The 25,592-nt window shown below is 36.1% G+C and carries 15 protein-coding genes; 6 read left to right on the forward strand and 9 right to left on the reverse strand.

Annotated elements, in window-relative coordinates; all coding sequences use genetic code 11:
* Nucleotides 1-79: 79 nt before the first annotated feature.
* Nucleotides 80-811: a deoxyribose-phosphate aldolase gene (deoC, locus tag D5J18_RS01025; RefSeq protein ID WP_119057162.1), complete on the reverse strand. Its 732-nt coding sequence runs from the start codon at nt 809-811 to the stop codon at nt 80-82.
* Between the two features lie 5 nt (nt 812-816).
* Entirely contained in the window at nt 817-1,773 is a 957-nt protein-coding gene (locus D5J18_RS01030; protein WP_119057163.1) for an endonuclease/exonuclease/phosphatase family protein, read from the reverse strand.
* A gap of 183 nt (nt 1,774-1,956) precedes the next feature.
* Between D5J18_RS01030 and bamG the strand changes: the two genes are divergently transcribed.
* The 5 genes from bamG to D5J18_RS01055 all read left to right on the forward strand — a co-directional run bounded on the left by bamG (nt 1,957) and on the right by D5J18_RS01055 (nt 8,841).
* Nucleotides 1,957-3,222 (forward strand): BamG family beta-barrel-assembly machinery protein, encoded by a 1,266-nt coding sequence (bamG, locus tag D5J18_RS01035; protein ID WP_119057164.1) that lies wholly within the window; start codon nt 1,957-1,959, stop codon nt 3,220-3,222.
* A 19-nt stretch (nt 3,223-3,241) separates the two neighbouring features.
* The gene (locus D5J18_RS01040) at nt 3,242-4,678 is read left to right on the forward strand and encodes a DUF6340 family protein (protein ID WP_133298084.1); all 1,437 of its coding nucleotides are present in this window, start codon (nt 3,242-3,244) and stop codon (nt 4,676-4,678) included.
* Nucleotides 4,679-4,703: 25 nt separating this feature from the next.
* The gene (lptC, locus tag D5J18_RS01045; RefSeq protein WP_119057166.1) at nt 4,704-5,336 is read left to right on the forward strand and encodes an LPS export ABC transporter periplasmic protein LptC; all 633 of its coding nucleotides are present in this window, start codon (nt 4,704-4,706) and stop codon (nt 5,334-5,336) included.
* Nucleotides 5,336-6,583 carry a hemolysin family protein gene (locus tag D5J18_RS01050; RefSeq protein ID WP_119057167.1) on the forward strand — a complete coding sequence of 416 codons (1,248 nt, stop codon included), beginning with the start codon at nt 5,336-5,338 and terminating at the stop codon, nt 6,581-6,583. Before lptC ends, D5J18_RS01050 begins: the two co-directional genes overlap by 1 nt.
* A 71-nt stretch (nt 6,584-6,654) precedes the next feature.
* Nucleotides 6,655-8,841: a peptidylprolyl isomerase gene (locus D5J18_RS01055; RefSeq protein WP_119057168.1), complete on the forward strand. Its 2,187-nt coding sequence runs from the start codon at nt 6,655-6,657 to the stop codon at nt 8,839-8,841.
* A gap of 91 nt (nt 8,842-8,932) precedes the next feature.
* Here the strand turns inward: D5J18_RS01055 and D5J18_RS01060 are convergent, their stop codons facing one another.
* Complete coding sequence (locus D5J18_RS01060; protein ID WP_311394697.1) at nt 8,933-9,697, reverse strand: DUF2797 domain-containing protein; 765 nt, start codon at nt 9,695-9,697, stop codon at nt 8,933-8,935.
* A gap of 155 nt (nt 9,698-9,852) precedes the next feature.
* On the opposite strand from D5J18_RS01060, the gene D5J18_RS01065 reads away from it, so the two are divergent.
* Nucleotides 9,853-11,319: a GH3 auxin-responsive promoter family protein gene (locus tag D5J18_RS01065; protein ID WP_119057594.1), complete on the forward strand. Its 1,467-nt coding sequence runs from the start codon at nt 9,853-9,855 to the stop codon at nt 11,317-11,319.
* Here the strand turns inward: D5J18_RS01065 and D5J18_RS01070 are convergent.
* The 6 genes from D5J18_RS01070 to infB all read right to left on the reverse strand — a co-directional run bounded on the left by D5J18_RS01070 (nt 11,316) and on the right by infB (nt 25,575).
* Nucleotides 11,316-13,259 carry a putative porin gene (locus D5J18_RS01070; RefSeq protein WP_119057170.1) on the reverse strand — a complete coding sequence of 648 codons (1,944 nt, stop codon included), beginning with the start codon at nt 13,257-13,259 and terminating at the stop codon, nt 11,316-11,318. The genes D5J18_RS01065 and D5J18_RS01070 overlap by 4 nt on opposite strands.
* 138 nt (nt 13,260-13,397) lie before the next feature.
* On the reverse strand, nt 13,398-14,585 hold the full coding sequence (locus D5J18_RS01075) for a RagB/SusD family nutrient uptake outer membrane protein (protein ID WP_119057171.1): 1,188 nt from the start codon (nt 14,583-14,585) through the stop codon (nt 13,398-13,400).
* Nucleotides 14,586-14,594: 9 nt separating this feature from the next.
* Nucleotides 14,595-17,675, reverse strand: coding sequence for a SusC/RagA family TonB-linked outer membrane protein (locus D5J18_RS01080; protein ID WP_119057172.1), 3,081 nt, complete (start codon nt 17,673-17,675; stop codon nt 14,595-14,597).
* 296 nt (nt 17,676-17,971) lie between these two features.
* Nucleotides 17,972-19,471 carry a RagB/SusD family nutrient uptake outer membrane protein gene (locus D5J18_RS01085; protein WP_119057173.1) on the reverse strand — a complete coding sequence of 500 codons (1,500 nt, stop codon included), beginning with the start codon at nt 19,469-19,471 and terminating at the stop codon, nt 17,972-17,974.
* Nucleotides 19,472-19,484: 13 nt separating this feature from the next.
* A complete protein-coding gene (locus D5J18_RS01090) occupies nt 19,485-22,463 on the reverse strand; it encodes a SusC/RagA family TonB-linked outer membrane protein (RefSeq protein WP_119057174.1) in 2,979 nt (992 codons plus the stop codon).
* Nucleotides 22,464-22,746: 283 nt separating this feature from the next.
* Nucleotides 22,747-25,575, reverse strand: a complete 2,829-nt coding sequence (infB, locus tag D5J18_RS01095; protein WP_119057175.1) for a translation initiation factor IF-2 — start codon at nt 25,573-25,575, stop codon at nt 22,747-22,749.
* Between the last annotated feature and the right edge of the window lie 17 nt (nt 25,576-25,592).

A 25,592-nucleotide genomic window follows, 5' to 3' on the forward strand; every position in this document is an offset into this window, starting at 1 on the left:
AAGAAGTGGTTGCTTTATTCCTCGTTTCTTTTCTTTATTTTCTAAGGCTTTAAAAATTTTCTCGCTAAAAATTCTAATTTTAATAGCCTTCCGCCTCGTTTCCTTCTACGATCTCTTTGGCAGATGAAGTCCCCAAGCGTTTTACGCCCATTCTTATCAGTTTTTTTGCCTCTTCCGCATTTCTGATGCCTCCAGCCGCTTTCACTGGCAGCGGATGTGCGTGTTTCAGCATAATTTCTATAGCGTGAGGCGTAGCTCCATTGGGGCTTCCATCTTTTGTAGTATAGAATCCTGTGGAAGATTTCACAAAAACCTCATCTGTTTTACTTGGTAAATACTCTAAAGTTACTTCTCTGATTAGTTCGCTCGCTTCTGCTATTTGCTCATCAGTCAAAGCAGCAGTTTCTATTATCCATTTGATAACGCGTCCTTTGTTCAACACCAGGTCATTTCCAGTCTTCACTTCTTCTTTCACGAAATCTAAATTTCCATTTTTCAGTTGCTGAAAATTCAGAACAAAATCTAACTCATCTGCACCATCATCTATGGCTCGCTCTGCTTCTTGAATTTTTTCTTTGATGGTATTGATTCCCTCATGAAATCCAATTACCGTTCCCACTTTCACGCGACTCTGTGCCTTGTCTACTATTTTTTTTGCCAATTTCACATAGCCAGGGCGAATCATTACTGCTTTGAATCCATTCTCAATGGCTTCTTGAACTAAATCAACGACTCTTTGCTCGGTTTCTTGCACTGATAGATCTGACTGTTCAGGGGTTTTTAAATACGTTGAATCTAAATATTCTTTCATTTTTTTTAAATTTTAAAAATTGTATAAATGGGGAAATGGTCGCTGTACCCGCCTAGGTATTTTCTCCCTACATAGGTTCTGAATGGTTCCCCGTTATATTTCCTATTCCATTCTTGTAAAAAATAAGGATTGAAAATGTGACTTGAAATTAAGCGAATTTTTTCATCTAAATAAAAGCCTTTTGAAAAAAGCATTTGATCATACAATATCCAAGTATCTCGGTGTTTTGTCGTGTATTTCCCCTCTTTTCGCATTAATTCCATGGGGTTATAAAACTCGTAAGGTTCTTGATTTTGAAAATAACCTGTGGTTTTAAAGTATTTTTTTATCGTTTCATCTTCTGGATTGGAATTAAAATCGCCAAAAATCATAATTTTAGCCTGTGGGTCATCGTATAGAATTTGACTACAGTGGTGGCGAATTAGAGTTGCAATAGCGTTTCTTTTTTCTAAATTAATATTTTGATTTCGGCGCGAAGGGAGGTGAACGACAAAAATATGTATTTGTATTCCAGCCAATTTGCCTTTCGTATACAAAACATCTCGCGTGAAATCTTGAATTCCATTTTCTATAAATTCTGGCGGATGAATGGCATAACTCTCTTCTAGTTGAAAATCTTGATGGTTGAAAATCAAGGCGACGTCAATGCCTCGCTCATCTTTGGAGTCAAAATGTATGAAATCCAAAGGCAAATCTCGTAAATGTGATATTTGCAGTAAATCCTTCAGCACGGTTTTATTTTCAACCTCTGCCACGGCCAAAAGACTGGGGCTGTAGCCTATTTTTCGCTTACCGATACTGGCAATTGCCTTACCCAGCTTTCCTATTTTATTTTCGTAACGGTGGATAGTCCATTTTCTTCTCCCATAAGGCGTGAAGTCTTCATCAAATGTATTGGGGTCATCTGCCGTATCAAATAAATTTTCTAGGTTATAAAATCCAAAGCTATATAGTCTACTCATGGCTTAAAGTTACGAATATTTTATGCTAATTTTACCCACGAATTTAACTCTAATTTTTTCTAAGCCTTAATTTTTTTTGAAAAGCTTGAGAAAATTACGTTTTTTTAACGAACAAATACAATCTAACATTTTTAATTTTTAAGCATATTTAGCATATTTGCACCTACGCAATAAATTTTTCATATGAGCAAATACATAAGTTGCTTCCTGCTAATCCTAGTTACGTTTACACTAACGGCACAAGATATTTCCATATCTCCTTATTCTTCTTTGGGTTATGGCGATAAAATATTCAATCATGGAGCTTCTACATTTGGCATGGGAGGTGTTAGTACTTCTTATCTATCCCCTTACGGGAACGAGGCTAATTTTTCTAACCCTGCGGCTAATAATAATTTATTTTACACAACATTTAGCTTTGAAGGCGCAGCCAATTTTTCTCGGTTTGCCGATAAGCAGAATGAGTCTTCTAGAAGTTCAACTTATTTATCTAAGGTTCATCTAGCCTTCCCGATGGGGCTAAAATTCCGTGGTGGAATTGGTTTTCAGCCTTACTCTTCCGTAGGCTACAAAGCTGGAATTTATGATTTGGAGAGCAATCCACAGAAAGTTAACTTATACAAAGGCGATGGCGGAATCAACAGTTTAAATGCTTTTCTCTCTTATAATATTAATCAAAATTTTGCTGTGGGCTTACGTGCTGATTACCTCTTTGGGAAATTAAAAAGAAATGAAGTTTTCTCTGTTCAGAATACGCAACTACTTACAGACTATACTTATGAAGATGAACTGAAGGGCTTTAATTTGACTGCGGGTTTAGCTTTTAATAAAAAAGTAGGTGTAAATCAGCGATTTTTTGCTGGGGCAACTTACGGCTTGGGCAACAAATTGAAGTCAACGCAGTCTTACCAACTAAGTACTTATCAGCTAATGTCTTTAGGCTCAGCACCTATCAATAAAGATATTATCTACGAAAAATCCAGCAATGAAGATGTGAAATTCCCTCAGCAGGCTTCTCTTGCGCTAAGCTATGGGAGAGATTTAAAGTGGTTGGTTGGAGCTCAAGTGGATTGGGAAAAAACTTCAGAACTAAATTTCATCAACCAAAAACATAATTCTAAAGACCGTCTAAGATTAGGGCTCGGGGGCTATTACACACCTCAGTTTAATAGCTTTAGGAACTATTTCCAGCGAGTAACCTATCGATTTGGTGGCTTCTATGAAAATATGCCTTTTGAGATTAACAATCAGCAAATAAATCGTTATGGCATTACTTTTGGGCTTGGGTTACCTATGGGGAAATCGAGCGACCCTTCTGAGTTGAACGTTGGCATTGAATTCGGGCAACAAGGAACAAAAGAAAATAACCTGATAAAAGAAAGCTTTGCGAACTTACGCTTAGGTTTTAATTTGAGCGACACGTGGTTCCAAAAAAGAAAATATGATTAATTATTTAAACCTATAAAAAATGAGAAAATTATTTATACTTGGTTTAGCAATGTTTTTTTTAGGCTATCAGTCTATTCAAGCACAAAATTGTGATACCTACGAAATTAAATTGAATAAGCAAGTTCAAACTAAAAATTACAAAGAAGCATACCCAATCTTGAAAGAGGCTTTACAAAATTGCGCTTCTGAAAAAGTAAATTATTACAACTTTGGCGAAATCATTTTGGATGAATTGGCTAAAGATGCAACTAATGAGGCTGATAAGAAAAAATATGCTCAGGATTTAATTGACTTACTAGATAAGAGAATTCAGTACTTTGCAGAAGATAAAAAAGCCTTTTGGGAAGGTGAGCGTATCTCCTATATGCTTAATTATAATTTGATTGATAAACAGCAAGCTTATGATGCCTTTACTAAATTATTTAACTCTAGTGAAGATACTCAGAAAGTTTCTGCCAATACCGTTTTACTGTATTATACTACAGCTTTAGAACTTTTAAACGAAGATAAAATTGACTTTAATCAAGCCTTAGATGTTTACTTCAAAACCAAAAAGGTGGCGGAAGACAATATTGAGCTTCGCTCTATCGAATATGGAAAGTTGGCTGAAAAACTAGACAGTATTCAAAAAATTAATCCTCAAAATCAATTAACTGCCGCAGAACAACAAATTATGGAAAATGCGCAGTCTGCAAAAAATGTTTTTGTAGACGTTAACCAATCTATGGAAGCAATTCTGAAGGAATATACAACTTGTGACAACATCGCTCCAATGTTTATCAATAACTTTGAGGTCAACAAAGACAGTATCGAGTGGCTGAAAGAATCATACGCCTCTTTAGCAAGCAATGATTGCTATGATTTACCCATCATGCAAACGATAGAGGATCAGTACAAAATCGTATGGAAGAAACAAAATCCTCAAGAGGATATCAGCGTTGCTTCATCAAGCAATAACACCTCAAGCACGATTGGCTCTGACTATGCTGATGGTGCTAGAAAATTTAAAGCTGGAAATTATAGCGGCGCAATTGCTAGTTTCCAAAAAGCAATAGACCAAGTAAGCGGCACAACCAAAGGTGATGTTGCCTATTATATTGCACTGAGTTACCAAAAAACAGGAAGTTTATCTAACGCTGTAAGCTGGGCTAAAAGAGCAGCAAACTACAAACCAGGATTTGGTGCTCCATATCAATTAATTGCTGGTATTTTTGGGTCAAACGCCAACAGTTGTGGATCTTCTCAATTTGAGAAACTAAGCGCCTACTGGGTAGCAGCTGACTATGCCAATAAGGCTTGTGCTGTAGATAGTAGATCTTGCTCTTGGGCCAGAAAAGCAGCAAACAGCTATGAAGCCACTGCACCAAATCAAGAAATGGCCTTCCAAAATGGTAAGAAAAAAGGTGAATCTGTTAGCATTAGCTGTTTTGGTGGCGCTACAACAAGAGTAAGATAATAATGATTAAATAGATTTTTTCTTGATGTTTCTAAAAATTTATTTTAAAGCAGCCTTATTTATTTTGGCTGCTTTAATTCTTTATAGTTGTGAAATTAAAAAAACGGAGGAAAAAGGACCTCTAAACAAAAATTTCTCCGACCAAACTATTTTTAACGCTGAAGTTATCTACAAAGACAGTGGCTTGATTAGAATGAAACTCAATGCGCCTCTGATAGAAAATTTCACACTGATTGATTCCCCTTACACCTTAATGCGCAGAGGTGTAGAAGTTTCATTTTGGAATCGAGATGAAAATGAGCCTAATTTTTTAAGGGCAAATTGGGCTAAATTGCAAGACAAGAAAAAAATGTATGAGGGAAGAGGAAACGTTGTCATGATAAATAACGATGGTGATACTCTAAAAACGGAACAAATCTATTGGGACAATAAAAATAGACGTATATTTACCGATAAATCTGTAACCATCAAAAGGATGGACGGGACAGTAAATGTTTCTCAAAATGGAATAGAGGCAAGTGAAGATTTCAAAGAATTTACCCTCAAAAATAATAGTGGAGTTATTGCTTTTGAAAGACAAAAACCTGCTTTGGCTCAATCTGATTCTATTTTGAAAGATTCTGTAACCTTCCTAGATTTAAATAAAAAAAAGGATTAATGGGCTTTACAATCGCTATCATTATTTTTTCATTGATTGCCTCAGCTTTTTTCTCGGGCATGGAAATCGCTTTAATTTCCAGCAACCGAATGGAAATGGAAATAGAGAAAAAAAAGGAAACCTTAGTGGCAAAAGTCATCACTTTTTTAGCAGAGAGACCAGAAAAGTTTATCGCTACTATGTTGGTAGGGAATAATATCGCTATTGTCATCTATGGAATTTTCACTGGTTCTTTCATCATTTCTCTACTCCCCGAAATTTCCTCTGAAATTCTGAAAATTTTAATTCAAACCGTTATTTCAACACTTATTATTCTAGTTTTTGCAGAATATTTACCCAAAGTTATTTTCAGTTTATTTCCCAATAATTTATTCAAAACCTTTGCGATTCCAGTGTTTTTTCTCTATTGGCTGTTTGCCCCCATCACTGCATTTATTATGTGGATAACGAATTTATTCCTAAAAATGATAGGCAAAGAACAACAAGAAGATGAAATCTTTGTGAAAGATGAGTTACGCTTTTTTATTTCTGAACAGTTAACCGATTCTGATGAAGAAATCATTGATTCCCAAGTTCAAATTTTTCATAACGCTTTAGAATTTGCTGATATAAAGGTGCGAGAATGTATGATCCCACGCAAAGAAATTGTTGCCATGGCAATAGATGAAGATATAGACCATATAAGGCAAAAATTCATCGAAACTGGCTATAGCAAAATCATTATTTACCAAAATAATATCGATAATGTCATCGGCTACATTCACTCTTTTGATCTATTCAAGAAACCTCGCACAACTCGCAGTGCTCTTCTCCCCGTAGAGTTTGTGAATGAAACTGAAATCGCCAAAGAAGTTATGAATAAACTCATCAAAAGTAGAAAGTCTGTTGCCATCGTGAATGATGAATATGGCGGAACGGCAGGAATGCTAACCGTAGAAGATGTCGTGGAAGAACTCTTTGGTGAAATTGAAGATGAGCATGACCAAAACAAACTAACAGAAAAAGAAATCAGCGAGAATGAGTTTTTGTTCTCTGCTCGTTTAGAAATTGACTATATCAATGAGCAGTATGGTTTAGATTTACCCGAGGATGAAGCTTATGAAACTTTGGGAGGTTTGGCGGTCTCTATTTTAGAAAAAATCCCAGAGACAGGAGAAGAATTTAAAGTGGGGGATCACCTATTTAGAGCTGAAAAAGTTTCTGAAACAAAGATAGAAGAAATCAAAATCATCCGTTTAGACGATTGATTTTTTTATATAACATTCAGTATTTTTACAGAATAATTGTAATTTTGCAGATTGTAAAGAAAATTTAACGCATGGCGCTTTTAGGAAAAATTAGAAAAAACCCTTGGCTATTAATTTTAGGAATTGGTTTACCCTTATTTGCTTTTTTAGTGGGGGATGCCTTCTCACAAGGAAATGTTTTTGGGAACCCCAATGAATTAGGTTCTATAAATGGTAAACCTATCAATATTCAGGATTACAATTTAGCTTACAATCGATTGGCCAAAGATCCAAGGCTGGAAGGAGCAAGTCAAAACTTAGTTTCTCAACAAGCGTGGAATCAGTTGCTACAGGAGAGAATCATTAGTAGTGAAACAAAGGAATTAGGATTAAACTTTACCGACAATCAATATTATCAGATGGCGGGGAGATTTTTTTCTTCACTCAATCCTGATTTGGTCAATCAAAATAATCAAGTAAACATCGGTCTTGCTAAGCAGTTTTTAGCTCAATTACAAGCAGCTGCACAGGGAGGAAATCCGCAGGCTAATTACTTTTTTGAGCAATGGCAAAACTTCAACCCTCAGTTTAATGCTCTGCGTTCAGAATTTATTTCATTAGTTGCTGGTGGAATTTTACCAACCAATTCTGAAGTTAAATTCAATAGTGATTTGAAATCAGTACAATCAGACATTAATTATGTTTTTGTTGACTATACCGATTATGCGAAAGCTAATGGCATCACCGTTTCTGATGATGAAGTCAAATCATATCTGAAGAAGTATAAAAAACAATTCAAAAAAGAACCTTCAGTCAACTTATCTTATGCTTATTTCCCTGCACAAGCAAGTGATGCCGATCGCCAAAAATTCAACTCAAGCATCAATGCTTTTCTAAGCTCACAAGTCATCAAAGATGAAGAAACTGGCATTACAGATAGTATCCCATCATTTACAGCTTCTATCAACGACTCAGCTTATGTTTCACGTTATTCTGAAGCTCCATTTGACCCTAACTACTACACCAAAACTCAGCTAGAAAATATACCCAACGAGGCTATAAAGTCTGCTTTATTGTCAAATTTAGAAAAAGGTAAAGTAGTCGGTCCTATTCAGGTAGAAAATTTATACCAATTGATCAAAATCTCTGATGTGAAACCAGTTACTGACTCAGTAAAGTCAAGTCATATTCTCATTGGTTTCCAAGGAAGCCAAGGAGGAAATAGCTCTTTGACTAACGAGCAAGCTAAAGCTAAAGCTGATAGCCTATTGAGCGTGGTAAAGGAAAATCCAGCTAAATTCAATGAATTAGCTTCTAGCGCATCAGATGATCAAGTTGCTGCAAAAGACAACGGTAGCGTTGGCTGGGTCAGCAGATTTCAACAGAATTTCTCTCCAGCTTATTTAAATTATATTACCAATAATCCTAAAGGAAGTATTGATTTAGTTGCTTCTGAATTTGGGTATCATATCATCCGAATTGATGATGTGAAGCAAAAAACTGGTTATCAATTGGCTAGGATTCAAAAACAACTAATGCCAAGCGAAGAAACTCAGCAGAATATCTTCAACCAATCAAGCAAAGTTGCTGTTGAGTCTCAAGGCAAATCTGCCAATGATTTCGTCAATAGCGCAAGAAGTGCAGGAGCAGAGGTTTCTACCGAATATGGATTATCACGCTTTCAACCTCAACTCCCAGGTATAGAAAATACTAAAAAAGAATCTGACATCCTCAGTTGGGCGTTTAACAAAGACACCAAACCTGGTAGTATACAACGATTTGAAACCAACGATGGCGGACAAATTGTGGCTTACCTCAACGATAAATTTAGTGGAGATGAATACAACATTACTGCTTACAAAGAGATTGTAGAGCCTTTTATTTTACATGAAAAGGTTACAAAATCTATACAAGAGAAAGTAGGTAGTCCTAAAGATTTAAATAGTATTGCTAAGACTCTAAATACAAAGGTAGAAACCGCCAATGGGTTGACTTATTTCAACGGAAATTTACCAGGTATCGGAGTAGAGCAAAATGTAGCGGCTGCGGCTTTTGGCTTGCCAAAAGGTAAAGTTTCCTCTGCCATCAAGGGGAATAATGGGGTTTTCTTCATCCAACCCTCTAATAAGACCGCTCCACCTGAAAAAATTATGAACGAAGAAATGGAAATAAATTCAATCCAAGCTCAAAACTCAACATTGGTTCAGCAGCAATTGATTCCTTCATTTATCGATGCTTCTGATTTGAAGGATAAAAGAGCTGAGAAATTAGCGAATTAAATTTTTTTAAGGCTTAGAAAATTTTTAAAAATCTTTAAAGATGGTTTGTTTAAATCATTTTTAAAGATTTTTTTTAAGCCTTAATTTTTTTTTAAATCTTGATAGTAACCACTTTCCCCTCATTCCCTCGCACATTGATGACTTCTTGATTTTCAAAAATCAGGTATTGCCCTTTGATTCCCATTAATTTCCCACAGAAGGGTTTATTCAAACTTAACTTGACTGACTTTACTTTTGGTAAATAAGTTTTTACTGGAAATTCAAAATCATAAACCTCTCCTTCTTCTACATAAAATTTCTGAAAATCAGTAGGGATAAAGTTTTTTGCTTTTATTTTTTCTTCTATTAGGTCAAACTGGTCTGCTTTTGCCGTGAGCATCTGTCGCCAATTAGTTTTATCGGCATAATATTCTTTTAGGGCCACTTCTATCATACCTGCTTCATATCGATTTTCTGTTTTTGCTAAGACAATCGCTTGGTCTGCTCCTTGGTCAATCCACCGGAAGGGAATTTGCTTCTCGCGCGTCACACCGACTTTGATACTGCCACTTTCTGCTAAATATACAATATGCGGTTGCAATTCAAATTCTTTTTCCCAAGCCAAATCACGAGTTTCTATTCCCAAATGAGCTTGAGAAAGTTCTGGCTTTATAATATTAGGGTTCGCTTCAGGAGCAGTAAAAAAACAGTTTTTACAAAATCCCATTCTGAAAATTGGCTTGTCTAAACGACAAGATTTGCACTCATTTGCTATATAGCATATTTCCATCTCTTGCCCGATGAGTTGATTGATGTGTAAGAAGTCATCTTTTAAACTAAGATAGTATTGAATTGGAAATTTAAGCTCCGTCAACATTTTTTTTAAGGGCCCGGTATATTGCATTTAGTTCTTTTTTTGTAATTTGTTCAGCCATTACAAAGTTAACTTAATTTGTAGGTAAATTAAACTTAAAATTCGTGAGTATCATCAATAAAGTTGCATCGTTCATTACCCAGGCTTATTATGACCAAATGGAGGAAATCATTAATGCCCCTCATTCGGCCCAAGAAAAGGAGTTTTCCCTTCTCATCGAAAACGGGAAAAAAACGGAATACGGTCTTACACACCATTTTAATGAAATAAAAAATTATCAAACGTTTCAAGAGAAAGTACCTGTCGTTACCTATGAAGAAATTCAACCAGAAATAGAACGTGCAAGAAAAGGAAAGGAAAATATTCTATGGCCAGGAATTTGTCATTTTTTTGCGAAGTCCTCTGGCACTACTAATGCTAAAAGTAAATTCATCCCCATCACCAAGCAATCTTTGGAGAGTAATCACTTCACTTGCGGTAAAATGCTTTTTGCTAATTACCTAAGAAATCACCCCGATACGGTAATTTTCAAAAGAAAAAATTTAAGAATTGGAGGAAGTGCTGAATTGTACCAAGAATATAAAACCAAGTATGGAGACCTCTCTGCCATCATGATTGATAATTTGCCTTTTTGGACTGATTTTATGAATACCCCCAATCGTGAGATTTCACTCATGAGCGATTGGGATGTGAAGTTAGATGCCATTGCCAATGTAGTCATCAACGAGAGCGTGGGTAGCTTGACGGGCGTGCCAAGTTGGATGCTCGTATTGCTTAACCGCTGTTTAGAAATCACAGGAAAAGAAAAATTAGACGAAATTTGGCCTGATGTGGAAGTCTTTTTCCACGGAGGAATTAGCTTTAAACCTTACCAAACGAATTATGCAGATTTATGCAGAAAAGAGTTGAGGCATTATGAAATTTATAATGCGAGTGAAGGCTTTTTTGCTTTTCAAGATCAAAAAGATTCTAAAGATTTACTCCTATTGCTCAATGTTGGTGTTTTCTATGAATTTATCCCGATGGAAGGTTCAGCAATGCACGAACGCAAAGCCGTTCCGCTTAGCGATGTAGAAGTGGGTAAAAACTATGCTATCGTTATTTCTTCCAATGGTGGCTTGTGGCGCTATATGATTGGAGATACCGTAAAGTTTGTGAGTGTTAATCCTTACCGTATTGTCGTATCGGGCAGGACTAAACATTACATCAATGCCTTTGGCGAAGAAGTCATCATAGAAAATGTAGAAGATGCACTAAAAGTAGCGGCAGAGGCCACTGAAGCCAAAATCAATGAATTTACTGGTGCGCCTATTTTTATGAAAGACAAAGAAAAAGGGGGGCACGAATACATCATTGAATTTGAAAAATTGCCAGAAAATTTTGAAGCCTTTAAAAATATTTTTGACGATCGGCTGAAAGAAATCAATTCTGACTATGAAGCTAAACGCTATAATAATATGACGCTGAATGCACCAAACATTCACATCGCACGGGAGAATTTATTCTACGACTGGATGAAAGAACGTGGCAAACTCGGTGGGCAAAATAAAGTGCCTCGCCTGTGCAACGACCGACAGTTTATCGAGCCTTTGCTAAGATTAAATGAAACTAAAACGAGCTCTTAATTGAACAAAATCCAATGTACACCCATCTGAAGTTTGAAATTTCTAAAGGCTTGATTGGGCATTATTAAATTTTGTGCAGGCAAAATAAAAGAAGTTAAATTTTCTGCACGGAAGTAGATACGCATGCTTCTCACCTTCAGGTTGGCAAAAACATCCAATTGCGGGTAGTTACCTAATGCTATTTCTTCTCCAGATTTTTGTAAATAAAATTCATTCAAAATCGGAGAAAATAAGCGAGCTTTGTACCTAGTGTGCCATTTGACGTTAAACCCTGCCTGTAGCTCTGCATTTCTGCTGAAAACTGGTGATTGATAATAACTTGTGAGCCTAGCCACCACACTTGGCAAAGGCAGCAAATGGGCATTGGAGGTCACCTGCTGATATTGTGCACGCGATAAGAAATGAAATTTCTTAAAAGATAATAAATACTCTCCCCCTACTTTAAAGTAATTTAAAGCCGAACCAGACTGCTCAGGCAACTGATTTTCATTCAAATAAGTGTAATTCAATACATTATAAAACCCACCAAAGGCTTGTAAGGATAAGCGTGGTAATTTTAGCTTAAACCTAAGATTTTGTATGTTTTCATTTTTAAAATCAGCATTAAAAAAATTATAAGGCTTATAAAAATTTTGATTAAATATCAAGTTGTATGAGGGCATTTCTGAAGCAATTTTCACATCACCTTCCACCTTTACCAAATCACTAAACCTAGCAACCAAATTTCCCTGAACGAAAAACTGTGATCCAAAATTTTCTCCATTGGTAAACTCAGCATTTCCCTTTAGTTGAATGTTATCTCTCCATAGAAAAGCTGCATTTGCTACCACTCCATAGCGATTTTCATTGATTTTCTGTGGAATTTGTAAAGGCTTAGAAAATATAGTGTCAAGGTAATTTTGCTCTAGGCTGTAGACCAAACCTGCTTGAAGCTTTAAGCGATCTGATATGGAAAAGCCTAATAAAGCTCGATTAGAAAATTCTTTGTAATTCTTTGCTGATTTTCTATTTTTTACATCAAATTCTTCAAATTTATAGTAAGCTTCATCTGAATTCTCTGCATAATTATAGCTTTCTTTTTTGAACTTTAACTGATGATAAATTCTAAATGGATATTGCTGTAGGGAATCTTTCCCGATACGAAATAAGCCAAAATGATGATTGATAAAAAATGAATTGGACTGGAATTCTGATTTGGCGGTATTTAAATTTGGGGTCAGACGCTCTAAGTCACTAAAATCTGGATTGTTACTCTGGTAGGCTTTTATACTCAAACTATCTAGTCCAGCATTTTCATCACTATTATTGCTTTGGGAAATAAAGTTTGTCTCTAGCTGATAACGTTGATTTTTTGTTTTATAATTCACCGCTGCAGTTAAGTTTTTCACGCTCACTAATTCTCTCTGAAAAAATCCCTGCGACCTAAGCGAATTAAAGTTAATGGCATAGTTGATTTGCTGATTGGGATTATGAGTAAAAAGTGTAGAGAGAAATTGCCCTTCTCTTACGCCATTTTCAAAGATAAAGCGTGTAATGGGAGTTTTCACATCGTAGTAATTAACGGCTTCATTTAGTGTATAAAAATATGATTTCCCTGTGGGGACAAATTTACTTTCTCTTTTGACCTCAATGCTAAGCGGGATAAGCGGCTTCCCCCAATTGGATGGCAATTGATATGAAAAATTGTCTTGTAGATAAACGTTTTGTTGATAAAAATTTTGAATGCTCAAAGTGGTATCAATGGGCTTTTTCTCTTCTAGAGAGTTCCATTTTTGGTAATCTTGTATGCTTGGTGAAAAGGTTTTCAGTGAATCGGGAACAGATTTAGGCTCTGCGTTTTGTATAGAATCACGCAATACGTTTTGAGTTTTCTCAGCATTAATCTGAGCGTATGCAAAAATTGGAAAAAATATAAGGCTTAAAAAAAAACATTTATACATGCTTCAAAATTAAGGAATTTGTAGATAGTCTACATCAAAAAATAATGGCCTTGGCAGAAAGCTGAAAAATCAAGATTTGTTGTAATAGATGTTACATCTAAAAAAACCGCCTCTGGCGGAGGCGGCTTCTTTGATTTTCTATTTCAACAATGGATTGCTATCTACGGCTTGCTGTGGATAGGGAAGCACATAGTCTTGTTTTTTTGATAATTTCAAGTCTTGCCATCTGGTCCATTCAAAAGACATCTCAAGTCTTCTTTCATCTTCTAGACTCAGCGTAGAGTTTCGGATGTTTTGTAATTCCCTCAGTCTATTTGTATTTCCTGCTTCGGCAGAAATTAAATACATTTCTGGTATTCTAACGACTAACAGATCTGAGTTATCTTGAGTCTTATATTTATTTGAAAATACATATCCGTTTCTTTCGTCTTTTTTATCAAAATCAAATAATGCTCTTCTCGTATCGTTATCTGAAATCAGATTCAATAAATCATCTGCTGCGGCAAAGCAATTCCAAGTTCTTGACTCGTAGCTCATTATCCATCCCCAAGAGCCTGCTTCCTCTGCTTTGTTTCCTTTTAGCATTGTAATCACCTCACTGTCTCTTTCTTTTGGGTTTTGAGCGATAGAAAACTTATTGGTTCCTATCACATATTCTGCTTCATTTGCAGCAGCGGCGAGGTCGCCTTTTAGCCTATAAACTCTTGCCAACAATGCTGCTGCAGCTTCTTTTGTAGGAACTTTGCTAGATAGCCCTACATTCTTCCCATCAAATTCTACCATATTTTCTTTGCCGTATTTCAAATCTTCGATGATGAAGTTTAGCACGTCTTCTTTGGATGATGGTGCAATGGGTTGTCTATTATAATTTTCATCAATGATTGGAACTCTCTCATACAGATCAAAAAGTCTTAAATACGTATATGCTCTATAGAATTTTGCTTTCCCTTTTTGATCTTTATTTGCAGATGGTGACTTCAAAATCGTATTTGCTCTATCTATACCTGCATAGAAATCTACATAGAGGTTTCTTAATAAAAGATCATTTGACGGCACATTATGCTCATAGATGTTTTGAACCTGAAACCATTGAAATTTCACTGGCTTATAGTTGTCTGCCATTATCTCTGTTGCCATCACAGCGAAATACCCGTAACTGTTAGGATGTCTAACTTTCCTATATAAGCCTACCAGTAATTTATTGACATCGTCTTCTGCTAGTTTACTTGAAGCATCTAATGAGGCCTCTGAGGAAATTTCCTCTAAGCAGGAGTTTAGTGACAATACACTCCCTACAATCATTATATATAAAAATATTTTTTTCATTTTTTTATTTTAAAAATTAATATTTAAACCTACGTTTATTGATTTAATATTTGGAATTCCATTATAATCTACACCAGAGGTTGTCTTCGCTAGGTTTGATTCATTTTGGTTATTTGCCGTCCCTTGGTTCAAGTATTGTACTTCGGGGTCTACACCTGAATATTTTGTAAAAGTAAATGGATTTCTTGCCTGAACATAAATTCTAGCTTTTTCTATAAACCCAAGTTTAAGCGAGGGTATAGAAGTTAAATTAAATCCTACTGTAATGTCTGAAATTCTGAAATAATCTGCATCTTCTAGATATCTTGTAGATCTTTGGGTGTTCCAAGATGAAATTGCTGAAGATAAATGCGGTCTTGGGTTGGCAGCATTTGGATTTTTTGGAGACCAATAGTCTAACATTTGTGTCAACATATTCTCTGAGAAAGATGGATGACCAACGGCTCCTCCGTTTAGCGCTCCTTCCTTATACATTGCATACAGTTTTTTCCCTACTGAGTATTGACCTGCAATAGATAAATCAAAGCCTTTGTAGCTAATTGAGGTTGAAACTCCACCATATATCGGTGCAATTCCGCCAGAATATACTTTCCTGTCGTTATCATCTATTTTCCCATCCCCATTTTGGTCTTTATAGATCATATCTCCTGCTTGTACAACTTTTGTCACAGCTCCATTGGCATCTTTATATTCATATTTTTCTTTGGCAACGCCTAGGCTTTCTAATAAATAGAAAGAGCCAAGACTTTTTCCTTCTTTTAGAACAGAAACGAAACCTGTTGTATTATAATCAACCTCACCTAGACCTAAATCTTTAATTTTGTTCTCATTGTATGAAAAGTTTGCTGCAATATTCCATTTAAAATCTGTATACTTATAAATATCTAAGTTTGTACTTACCTCAAATCCTTTGTTTGATATTTCTCCAATATTTTTGAGCATCGTTCTAAATCCAGACTCTTGAGGTATATTTATTCTATTTAACAAGTCTTTGGTTGTTTTCTTATACAAATCAAGAGAAAGGTTAAGTCTATCAAATAATGTTAAGTCCAATCCTATGTTTGTACTATAGCCTACTTCCCACTTTAGGTCAGGGTTATACACCTCTGTTGCGGCTAAACCTGGCTGCAAATCATAATTCTGCCCCCCTGTCAATAAATTTTGCCCTACAGCATAGCTAATTCCAGATTGGTTTCCTGTTAAGCCATAGGAACCTCTCAGTTTAAATAGATTAACTGTACTACTATTGAAAAATGGTTCTTCTGAGATTACCCATCCTGCAGAAGCTGCTGGGAATACCCCCCATTTGTTTCCTTTAGCAAATTTTGTAGATCCATCTGCTCTGGCTGATAGCATAAGCAAATATTTGCCTGACCAGTTTAATTGTAATCGTGAGAAGAAGGACTCTAAACCTATGCTTAAAATATAACTTCTACCTTTATTAATTTCCCCGGCAGAAACTAACCATCTTAAATCATCAGAAGGGAATTTCTCTCCTTCTAAATAAGAATCTTCATAATCCCAATGCTGGTATGTATGCCCTGCTAAGAAATTCAAACTCAAATTATTTTCAAAAAACTTATTATCATAAGTCAATGTATTTTCTATTTGGTAATTTCTATTATTTGTAGTTGAATATCGCCCATAGCCTGTAGGTACACCGTCTCCATTCTCTCCTCTTTTTGTATTAGGCGCATCAAATCGATTATATCTTTCATTATCTATATTCCCGCTAAAAGAGGAATGCCAAGTAAGCCCAGCTAAAGGAGTCAAATCAAAATAAAACTGCCCCCCTACTGTCTGCCAGCGACTAGCAACCTCTCTCTCAAAAGCCCATAGTGGATTTTTAAAATTGCCTCTGTAAGGTTTTCCTTTATCTCCATAGACTGGGTAAATAGGAGGTGCTTGAATGGCATTACTCCACGGCTGGTACGTATTATTATCATCCGCAATTGGAGTGGCTGAAGAGTAAGAGAAGTAAGAGTTAATACCTGTTGACAAGAATTCTGTAATCTTCTGTTCTACGTTTAATCTTAATCTTCCTTTTTTGTAGCTATCTTGCTTTATAATTCCTTCTTGGTTAAAGAATGAACCAGAGAGGTAAGCTCTCGTAGATTCTCCCCCACCACTTACGCTTATTTGGTGATTTTCTACAATTGCAGCATTTCTTAGCACTTGATTTAACCAATCTGTGCTGGCTTGCGGTTGAGCCATTGGAGTTAATACAGCAGGATTTTTGGGCGCCTTAAGTACTCCTAATGCAATATCTGCCTCATAATTTGTTCTTGCAACATCATGTATTTTTTTATATTGCGTAGCATCAAGAAGTTTAGGAAGACCGACAGGAGATTGCCACCCTCTAGAAGAATTGATTTGTATTTTCACATTTTCTCCATATCCTCCACGTTTCGTTTCAATCAAGATAACACCATTAGAAGCTCTTGAACCGTAAATCGCTGCAGATGCAGCATCTTTTAACACAGAAATACTCTTGATGTCTTCATTTGTCAAGTGACTCATCGACTCCTGAGGCACTCCATCAATCACGTATAAGACATCATTAGACGCTCTTAAAGAACCATTTCCTCTTATACTCATTTGCACCTGGCTTCCAGCTCTACCCGCAGTGTTTACAATCTGCAAACCAGGTGATTTCCCCTGCAATGCCTGCTCTACAGATGCTACTGGTTTATTCTCCAGTTCTTCTGCACTAATTGAAGTAATAGCTCCTGTCACATCTTTCAGCGATTGGCTACCATAACCCACAGCTACAACGTCCTTTAAGACTATAGCCCCTCCCTTGGTTAACTTTAAATCATAAGTGTTCTTTGCCCCAATCGTCACACTTTTGGTTTCCATACCAATATATTCCACGACTACAACATCTCCTGCCTCTACAGATATAGTATAATTCCCATTCTCATCTGTGTAGACACCTTGTGATTCTCCCTCTATATGCACAAATGCATCTTGTACGGGAAAGCCATCTGAATCTAATACTTGCCCCGTTACTGTTTTTTCTTGACCAAAACCATAAATGGCAAGGCAGAAAACAGCAACGCTAAGTAATTTTTTTACGTTTTTCCTCATATTTTTAGTTTGTTTTTAGCTAAGTTATAAATATTTCAAATATTTACAACATTTTAACACTTGTTGTTGTAAAACAAGTCAATAAAACCGCACATAAAAGCACACAAAAGCATGCTCAATTAAATTTTTGATAAAACAAATCAAAATAAATTATAGAATTAATGATATTTCTCATAAAAATAGATGTTTTAAACCTTATTTAGAACGAAAAAAAATTACTCGCAGTTTAATAAAAAAACCGCTTCATATGCTGAAACGGTTTTTTTATTCAATTTTTTTTAAGGCTTAAAAAATTTTTACCAACCTTCGTTTTGAATCAAATTTGGATTAATTTGGATATCATTTGATGGAATCGGCCATACAGTCATGAAGTGATTGAATGCTCTGTTCATTTGATAAAAATTCTCTGCTGGGTTTACTATGAGGTATTCTAAGTTTTGCGGGGTCTTTCTTTCGATATTTATCTTCCATCGTTTTAAATCATCTAATCTAAAACCTTCAAAAGCTAATTCTCTTGTGCGTTCATTTCTGATTTCATCGCGCAAGTTTGTTCCCGTTGCATTGGTAGCATCAAGTCCTCTGGCCACTCTCAATTCATTCAAATACTTCTTTGCTGTACTCTCATCATTCAACTCATAAGAGGCTTCTGCCGCAATCAAGTAAGTTTCTGCTAGTCTAAAGGCTTTTGGCGCATGCTCATGTTTACTGTTAGCTTCTGTAAACAAAGCTGGATTCCCTGGGAATTTATTAATGATGGTTACATTTTCATAATCAACTCCTTGGAACAAACCTTTCACTTTCTTGAAATAAATATCTTTTCTGTAATCTTTATCATCAAAAAGGTCAATAGTCGTTTGTGTTGGCAGATAATCTGGCTGATATTTTTTGCTATCTGGCCGGAACCCTACATAGGTAGAGAATGGTGTCGCTAGCGCTAATTCATCTGGTGCTTGAACAAAAGACTGAAAAATTATTTCTAGCGAATTATCTTTTTCCCATAAATTTTTTAAGCCTTCAAAATTATTCGTTAGCGAATAGGTTCCGCTGTTGATTAATTTCTCTGCAGCGGTTTTCGCTCCTTGCCAATCTTGCATGTATAGTTTTGTTCTTGCTTCTAACGCATCTATAAAATCTTGATTGATTTTAATCGCCATTGGTTTACCTGCAGCTGCTGGCAACTTTTCTCTTGCTTGTTGTAAATCTTTCAGTATTTGCTCGTAAGTTTCCTTCATAGAGCTTCTTGCAGGCAAAGCTTTAAGGTCAAATGTCAACGTCAAAGGCAAGCCTAAATCTGTTGCTGCAGAAGCAGGATTATATGGCTTGGCAAATCGTCTCACCAAGTATGAATAATGATAAGCTCTTGCTGCTAACAATTCTCCTTTGTAATTTTCTATAGCTGCTTTTTCGGCATCATCTTTTGTCTTGATGTTCGGGAATCCTCCTAAAGCTTTATTAATATTGGCAATATTCTCATAGTGACCAGCCCACACTGCGCTAAATGTTCCATAACTTGTTTGTAAATTTATCCAACTATGTTCATTACCAAATCTGTTACCGAACTCAACAGTTGCATTCAACTGGTCGGCTTGAATATCTTGTGGAATGGTATTACTATTAGCTATACTTCCTCTCAAACCAGAATACATTCCGTTCACCCAGTTTTGGGCATCTAACAGGTTATTAAATGCAGTATTTTCTGTTAATTGAGTGTGAGGTTCTTTCTCTAGCTCACCTGTACAGCTTGCCAAACTTAATCCAATGGCAATAGGTAGTATATATTTACTGATATTTTTCATTTATTTTAATTTTTTAAAATTTTAATTCAAATCCAAAAACATACTGTTTTGTATTAGGGTTTCTACCTAAAGCTATGTTAGAATCAACTTCAGGGTCTAATCCCGAGTATTTAGTCAGGGTCCATAAATTCCTTCCCGTGATATAAATTCTACCACCATTCAAGAACTTGACTCTGTCAGTCAAAGAATTAGGTAAATCATAAGCGAGTGTAATGTTTTTTAATCGCATAAATGATGCGTCTTCTATCAATCTAGAATCAAATCGTGTAAACTGTTCTCCATATTTAGGGAAGCGTGTCACGTCACCTGGCTTCTTCCAGTAATCTTTTACGGTAGAACTTTGATTATACCCAGTGAAAATACTAGGATTCTCTGCAAAGAATTTATCATTGTTTATTAGATTTTTACCTAAAGCAAATGAGAAATCACTTTGGAGACTAAAGTTTTTGTAGCCTGCGCTTAGCCCGAAACCTCCAGTCATAGGTGTATATCTTTTTTTACCCGTGTTTTGTTCTAGAGTTGATTCAGAAAAAGTTGTTGTGACTGCATTTTCATCCTTACGTATCTGAGACACTTTTTTCTCTCCTCCGTATGGCAAATACCACTCTGCTAAACCAGTTTGGTTATTGATTCCCTTGAAGATGGGGTATAAGTAATTGATGGATTGCCCAACGACATATCCTACACCTGTATTGGGGATTATCCAATGCTTTCTATCTTGGAAAATACCTAAAATTTTATCTTGGTTGTAGTTAAAATTCACATAAGGTCTTATGTGATAATCCTTTGTCTTGATAACAGAAGCATTAAACGTAACATCAATACCTCTATTCTGCAACTTCCCAACGTTTTGATTGTATGAAGAGAATCCTGTGGTAAATGCTGTTGGGACATTAAATATCAAATCTTTTGTTACTCTATTATAGAATGAAAGTTCTAAGCCTACACGTTTATAAAACTCCATATCTAAAGTCAAAGTGCTTAAAGTTTGCTTTTCCCAAGACAGTGCAGGATTCCCTGCTTCGCTCAATCTATATCCTGGGTTACCATTGTATTGCGAAGACTTAACCAAGGCTAAACTCTCATAATTTCCTTGGTAGTCATAAAGCCCCATCAGAGAGTTACCACTGGTTCCTGTGCTTAATTTCACAGTTAAATCACTCAACCAATTAACATCATCCAAAAATTGCTCTTTTTTAACCTTCCACATCAAACCAGCAGACCAGAAGTTTGCAAATCTATTTTCTTTACCAAACCTTGACGAGCCATCTCTACGTAATGATGCATTGAGGTAATATTTTTTGTCAAAGTCATATTCCAGTCGACCAAAGAAAGAAGAGTAAGCATATTCTGAACGATTTTGATCAACTTTCTTATTCTTAGTTGTTTGCCCCAAAAGTGTCAATCTGTCGTTGTTCAAGCCGCCACCTTCTCCTTCTACTTCTTCAAAATTATAATCATTATATTCTTGCCCAGCAAGTGCTATAAAGTTATGTCTATCACCCAATTTGAATTTATATTCAGCCGTATTGGTTATCGTTTTCATTACATAATTTGTCACATTTGTCATAGCCTCACCATCATTCAATGACCCTAAATAAGACGGTAATCTTTTGTAATCATGTTTTTTTACATATAATTGCACCCCTCCTTGGCTCCGCAAAGTTAAGTTTTTGAATGGGTTTAGCTCTACGTAACCGCTAGTATTGATTTGAACTTGTCTATGATCTGACGGATTTTTATTGGCTAAATAGTGTGGGTGATACCTGTTCCATCCTGGTATTCTAGCGTATTCTTTCCCATTTTCATCTACTGGAGAGTAAAAAGGCTGAGCAAACCAAGACAGACTGCCATTTGAGTTATTACTTCTCCAGCCATTTTGGTTATACTTTGAATAAGCCATGGAAACATTTAAACCTAAACTTAACCAGTTGTTCAATTTACCATCAATATTAGATCTCAAGTTATATCGCTTTAAACCAGAACGATAAGACGGACCTTCTTGGTCTACGTAACTACCAGATATATAATATCTTGCCTTATCTGCACCCCCTGCAAAAGAGGTATTCACCTGCAACATTGGGGTATATTCCTTATAGTAGACTTTTCTCCAGTTGGTATTATGTGGGTATTTTTTTCTCAACTCATCTACTTGTGCTTGTGTTCTATATTTTGTATCTACCCAAAATTCTGCCAATCCCTTAGCATCGAAGAGTCCATCAAAAAAACTTGTATCTGCCAATGTAGAAAAACCTTGCTGTACACCTACAGTCAAACTACCTTCTCCAGTTTTACCTCTTTTAGTTGTGATATAGACAACCCCATTTGCTGCACGAGAACCATATATAGAGGTTGCTGCAGCATCTTTCAGCACCGAAATATTTTCAATATCAGAAGGGTTTAGTTTATTCATTATTCCAGAATCCACTTGCACTCCGTCTAGAATAAACAAAGGTGAATTGCTACCACCAATAGAGCCTATCCCATGCAACCGAATAGAAGAAGCTGCTGAAGGCTCTCCTGTAGAAGTATAAATTTGCAAACCAGAAACTTGCCCTTGCAAAGCATCTAAAGCATTCGCGGATGGTCTTTTATCTACCACATCTCCTGACACTACAGAGACATTACTCGCTACAGAAGCTACATCTCTAGCAGAACCATAGCCCATTACCACCACCTCTTTTAATGCGACGGCTCCTTGCCCTGTCAATCTAACAACATATTCATTTTTATCAGTGATTGAAATGGTTTTAGTTTCTTTGCCTATGTATTCAATCATGACTTTGTCGCCTTTTTCAGCCATAATAGAATAATTCCCATCTTGGTCTGTGTAGACACCATCGATTTTACCTTCAACATACACATAAGCATCTTGAACAGGAAAACCATCTGCATCTAAAACCTGCCCAGTTACTACTTTCTCTTGCCCGTAACTATGAACAGCAAAAACAAAAGCTGCAACGCTAAGAAGTTTTTTAACGTTTTTCCTCATTTTAAAAAAATTTAATTAAGTCGGCAAAAATACATTATTATTCAAAATATGCTTAATTTATCTTATTTTTTTTATTGCTTAATCCCTCTTCTTTAACTTTGAATTTTCAATAAATTAAACCTGTTTTTTTAGTATTTTTTAAATTGAATTAAATAAAAGAGTATGTTTTTATTTTATTCATAAATTAAAGCTTCTCTAATTTTAAATTAATTAAAAAAAAAAGCTGTTTCTTTTTGCAGAAACAGCTCCATTATCTTAATTTTTTTTAAGGCTTAAAAAATTTTTATTTCAGTTTTTTCTTTACCTCGTTTACAACATAAACTTCTATCGTATCTCCTACTTGAATGTCGTTAAAGTTCTTAATGTTTAGACCACATTCATAGCCTTTATTAACTTCTTTCACGTCATCTTTGTAGCGTTTAAGACTTGCTAATTCACCATCATGAATTACCACACCTTCACGAATGATTCTAACTTGGCTGTTTCTAGTAATTTTACCTGTCAACACCATACAACCAGCTATGGTACCAACTTTAGAAATCTTAAAGGTATCTCTTACTTCTACTTCACCTATTACTTCTTCCTTCAAGTCTGGGGAAAGCATACCTTCCATCGCTTCTTTCACATCATTGATGGCATCATAGATTATCGAATAAGTTCTGATTTCTACTTCTTCTTTATCTGCAACGCTTCTTGCAGAAGAATTTGGTCTTACATTAAACCCGATAATAACGGCGTCTGATGCTGAAGCCAATAAGACATCACTCTCTGTGATTTGCCCTACACCCTTATGCAAGATATTAACGTGAATTTCTTCGGTAGAAAGTCTCTGCAGTGAATCCGTTAAAGCTTCTACAGAACCGTCCACATCTCCCTTTAACACTACATTCAATTCTTGGAAGTCACCCAAAGCAATTCGACGACCGATTTCATCTAGCGTAATGTGCTTTTGAGTTCTAATGCTTTGCTCTCGCTGAAGTTGCTCTCGCTTGCCCGCTAATTGCTTCGCCTCTTTTTCATCTGCATAAACTCTGAAGTTATCTCCAGCAGTAGGTGCTCCGTCTAATCCCAGTATGGTAACTGGGGTAGCTGGCTTAGCTTCTTTGATTTGTTGGCCTCGCTCATTCAGCATAGCTCTTACTTTCCCATGATTGCTCCCTGCTAAGACGTAGTCTCCGACTCTCAATGTTCCATTCTGAACTACAATTGTAGAAACATAACCTCTACCTTTGTCTAACGAGGCTTCTACGACTGTGCCGTTGGCCAATCTATCTGGATTTGCCTTGAGTTCTAGCATTTCGGCTTCCAGTAATATTTTTTCTAAAAGTTCGTCTACATTCAAACCTGTTTTTGCAGAAATATCTTGAGACTGTAATTTACCGCCCCAATCTTCTACCAATAAGTTTTTCTGAGCCAACTGTTCTTTTACTTTTTCTGGGTTGGCAGTCGGTTTATCAACTTTGTTAATTGCAAAAATCATGGGTACTCCAGCTGCTTGAGCATGACTAATGGCTTCCTCGGTTTGTGGCATGATTTGGTCATCTGCTGCGATCACGATAATAGCTATATCTGTAATCTGAGCTCCTCGCGCACGCATTGCGGTAAAGGCTTCGTGACCTGGCGTATCGAGGAATGTTATAAACTTATTTTTTTCTACCTCCACGCTATATGCACCAATATGCTGTGTGATTCCACCTGATTCTCCAGCGATTACGTTTTCTTTTCTAATATAATCTAGCAAAGAGGTTTTACCATGATCAACATGCCCCATGACTGTAACGATTGGAGCTCTCGGCAATAAATCCTCTTCATTATCTACGATTTCATCTTCCTGTGCCTCTTCTAGCTCTGCATCGGTAAATTCAACTTTGTAGCCAAATTCATCTGCTACTAGTTCGATGGTATTAGCATCCAAACGCTGGTTCATCGTCACCATGATTCCTAGAGACATGCAAGCAGAAATAATATCCATCACATTGGTATCCATTAAAGAGCTTAAATCATTCACCGTTACAAACTCGGTTACTTTAATTGACTTATTCTGCTCTTGTTCTAAAATTTCTAGCTCTTCTTGCTCTCTACGATTTTTACGTTTTTCTCTACGGTGCTTAGCTCCTCGTTTGTTAGAAGTTTTATTCGCTTTGCCAGTTAATTTTTCTAACGTTTCTTTAATTTGTTTTTGAACCTCTTCTTCTGTCAGTTCAGAAACATCTTTTTTAGGTCGAGTATTCTTATTTCGGTTATTGTTTCCGCCTTTACGGTTATCGTATTTTACATTTTTTTTAATACGCTTACGCTTCTTCTTATCTTTATCGTCAGAGCTGCTATCTTTCTTCTTTTTATCTTCAAACTTAGAAAGGTCTATTTTCCCAACTTTAGTAATTCCTTCTAGTTTTTTATACTTAGTCTTGATTCTATCATCATCCTCTTCTTTTTTAGGAGCATCTGATTTAGACTCTTGCTCTTTTCTACTATCTAGAATTTCTTTTTCTTCCTTTTCTGAGTTAGCGGGAGTCAGTTTTTTATCTTTTGTAGATGTTTTTTTCTCGGTATCTTTTTTATCAGACGGAAGCTCAATTTTACCCACTTTTGTCAACCCAGCTAATTTCTTTCTTTCCGTTAGCAAAGATGGACTTTCTTTTTTTTCTTTTTCGGCTTGTTGTTGTGCCGCCAATTTTTGCTCCTCTTCTTTCTTAGCTTGCTCTTCGACCTCTTTTTTAGCTCTTTCTTCTTCCGCTTTTTTCTCAGCAGCTATTTTTTCAAGCCTTTCTTTTTCTTCTTGAGCTTTTTCCCGAGCTTTTTCTTCCTCGGCTAACCTTTCAGCTTCTTTACGCGCTTTTTCCTCCTCTTCTTTTTTCTTTTTCTCAGCCTCTTTTTTCTGCTGCTCTTTTTTCTCCTTGTCTAATTTATTAATATTGACTTCTCCCGAGGCTTCTTTTTGCAATCTATCTGCATCAAATTCATTTAACAATAAATCATAGGCAGCTTGATCTAGCTTGGCATTGGGATTGGTATCCATTTCGACTCCTTGCTCACCAAGATAATCAACCGCTCGGCCGATGGATATATTTAATTCTCTAGTTACTTTACTTAATCGATAAGATTTTGGCATATATGCGCTTTATTTCT

The sequence above is a fragment of the Candidatus Ornithobacterium hominis genome (genome assembly GCF_900538215.1).
GTDB classification, from domain to species: Bacteria; Bacteroidota; Bacteroidia; order Flavobacteriales; family Weeksellaceae; genus Ornithobacterium; species Ornithobacterium hominis.

Excerpts from the sequence above, each read along its gene's own strand:
- deoC (WP_119057162.1), bottom strand. The coding sequence starts at position 811 with ATGAAAGAATATTTAGATTCAACGTATTTAAAAACCCCTGAACAGTCA.
- D5J18_RS01030 (WP_119057163.1), bottom strand. The coding sequence starts at position 1,773 with ATGAGTAGACTATATAGCTTTGGATTTTATAACCTAGAAAATTTATTT.
- bamG (WP_119057164.1), top strand. The coding sequence starts at position 1,957 with ATGAGCAAATACATAAGTTGCTTCCTGCTAATCCTAGTTACGTTTACA.
- D5J18_RS01040 (WP_133298084.1), top strand. The coding sequence starts at position 3,242 with ATGAGAAAATTATTTATACTTGGTTTAGCAATGTTTTTTTTAGGCTAT.
- lptC (WP_119057166.1), top strand. The coding sequence starts at position 4,704 with ATGTTTCTAAAAATTTATTTTAAAGCAGCCTTATTTATTTTGGCTGCT.
- D5J18_RS01050 (WP_119057167.1), top strand. The coding sequence starts at position 5,336 with ATGGGCTTTACAATCGCTATCATTATTTTTTCATTGATTGCCTCAGCT.
- D5J18_RS01055 (WP_119057168.1), top strand. The coding sequence starts at position 6,655 with ATGGCGCTTTTAGGAAAAATTAGAAAAAACCCTTGGCTATTAATTTTA.
- D5J18_RS01060 (WP_311394697.1), bottom strand. The coding sequence starts at position 9,697 with ATGTTGACGGAGCTTAAATTTCCAATTCAATACTATCTTAGTTTAAAA.
- D5J18_RS01065 (WP_119057594.1), top strand. The coding sequence starts at position 9,853 with ATGGAGGAAATCATTAATGCCCCTCATTCGGCCCAAGAAAAGGAGTTT.
- D5J18_RS01070 (WP_119057170.1), bottom strand. The coding sequence starts at position 13,259 with ATGTATAAATGTTTTTTTTTAAGCCTTATATTTTTTCCAATTTTTGCA.
- D5J18_RS01075 (WP_119057171.1), bottom strand. The coding sequence starts at position 14,585 with ATGAAAAAAATATTTTTATATATAATGATTGTAGGGAGTGTATTGTCA.
- D5J18_RS01080 (WP_119057172.1), bottom strand. The coding sequence starts at position 17,675 with ATGAGGAAAAACGTAAAAAAATTACTTAGCGTTGCTGTTTTCTGCCTT.
- D5J18_RS01085 (WP_119057173.1), bottom strand. The coding sequence starts at position 19,471 with ATGAAAAATATCAGTAAATATATACTACCTATTGCCATTGGATTAAGT.
- D5J18_RS01090 (WP_119057174.1), bottom strand. The coding sequence starts at position 22,463 with ATGAGGAAAAACGTTAAAAAACTTCTTAGCGTTGCAGCTTTTGTTTTT.
- infB (WP_119057175.1), bottom strand. The coding sequence starts at position 25,575 with ATGCCAAAATCTTATCGATTAAGTAAAGTAACTAGAGAATTAAATATA.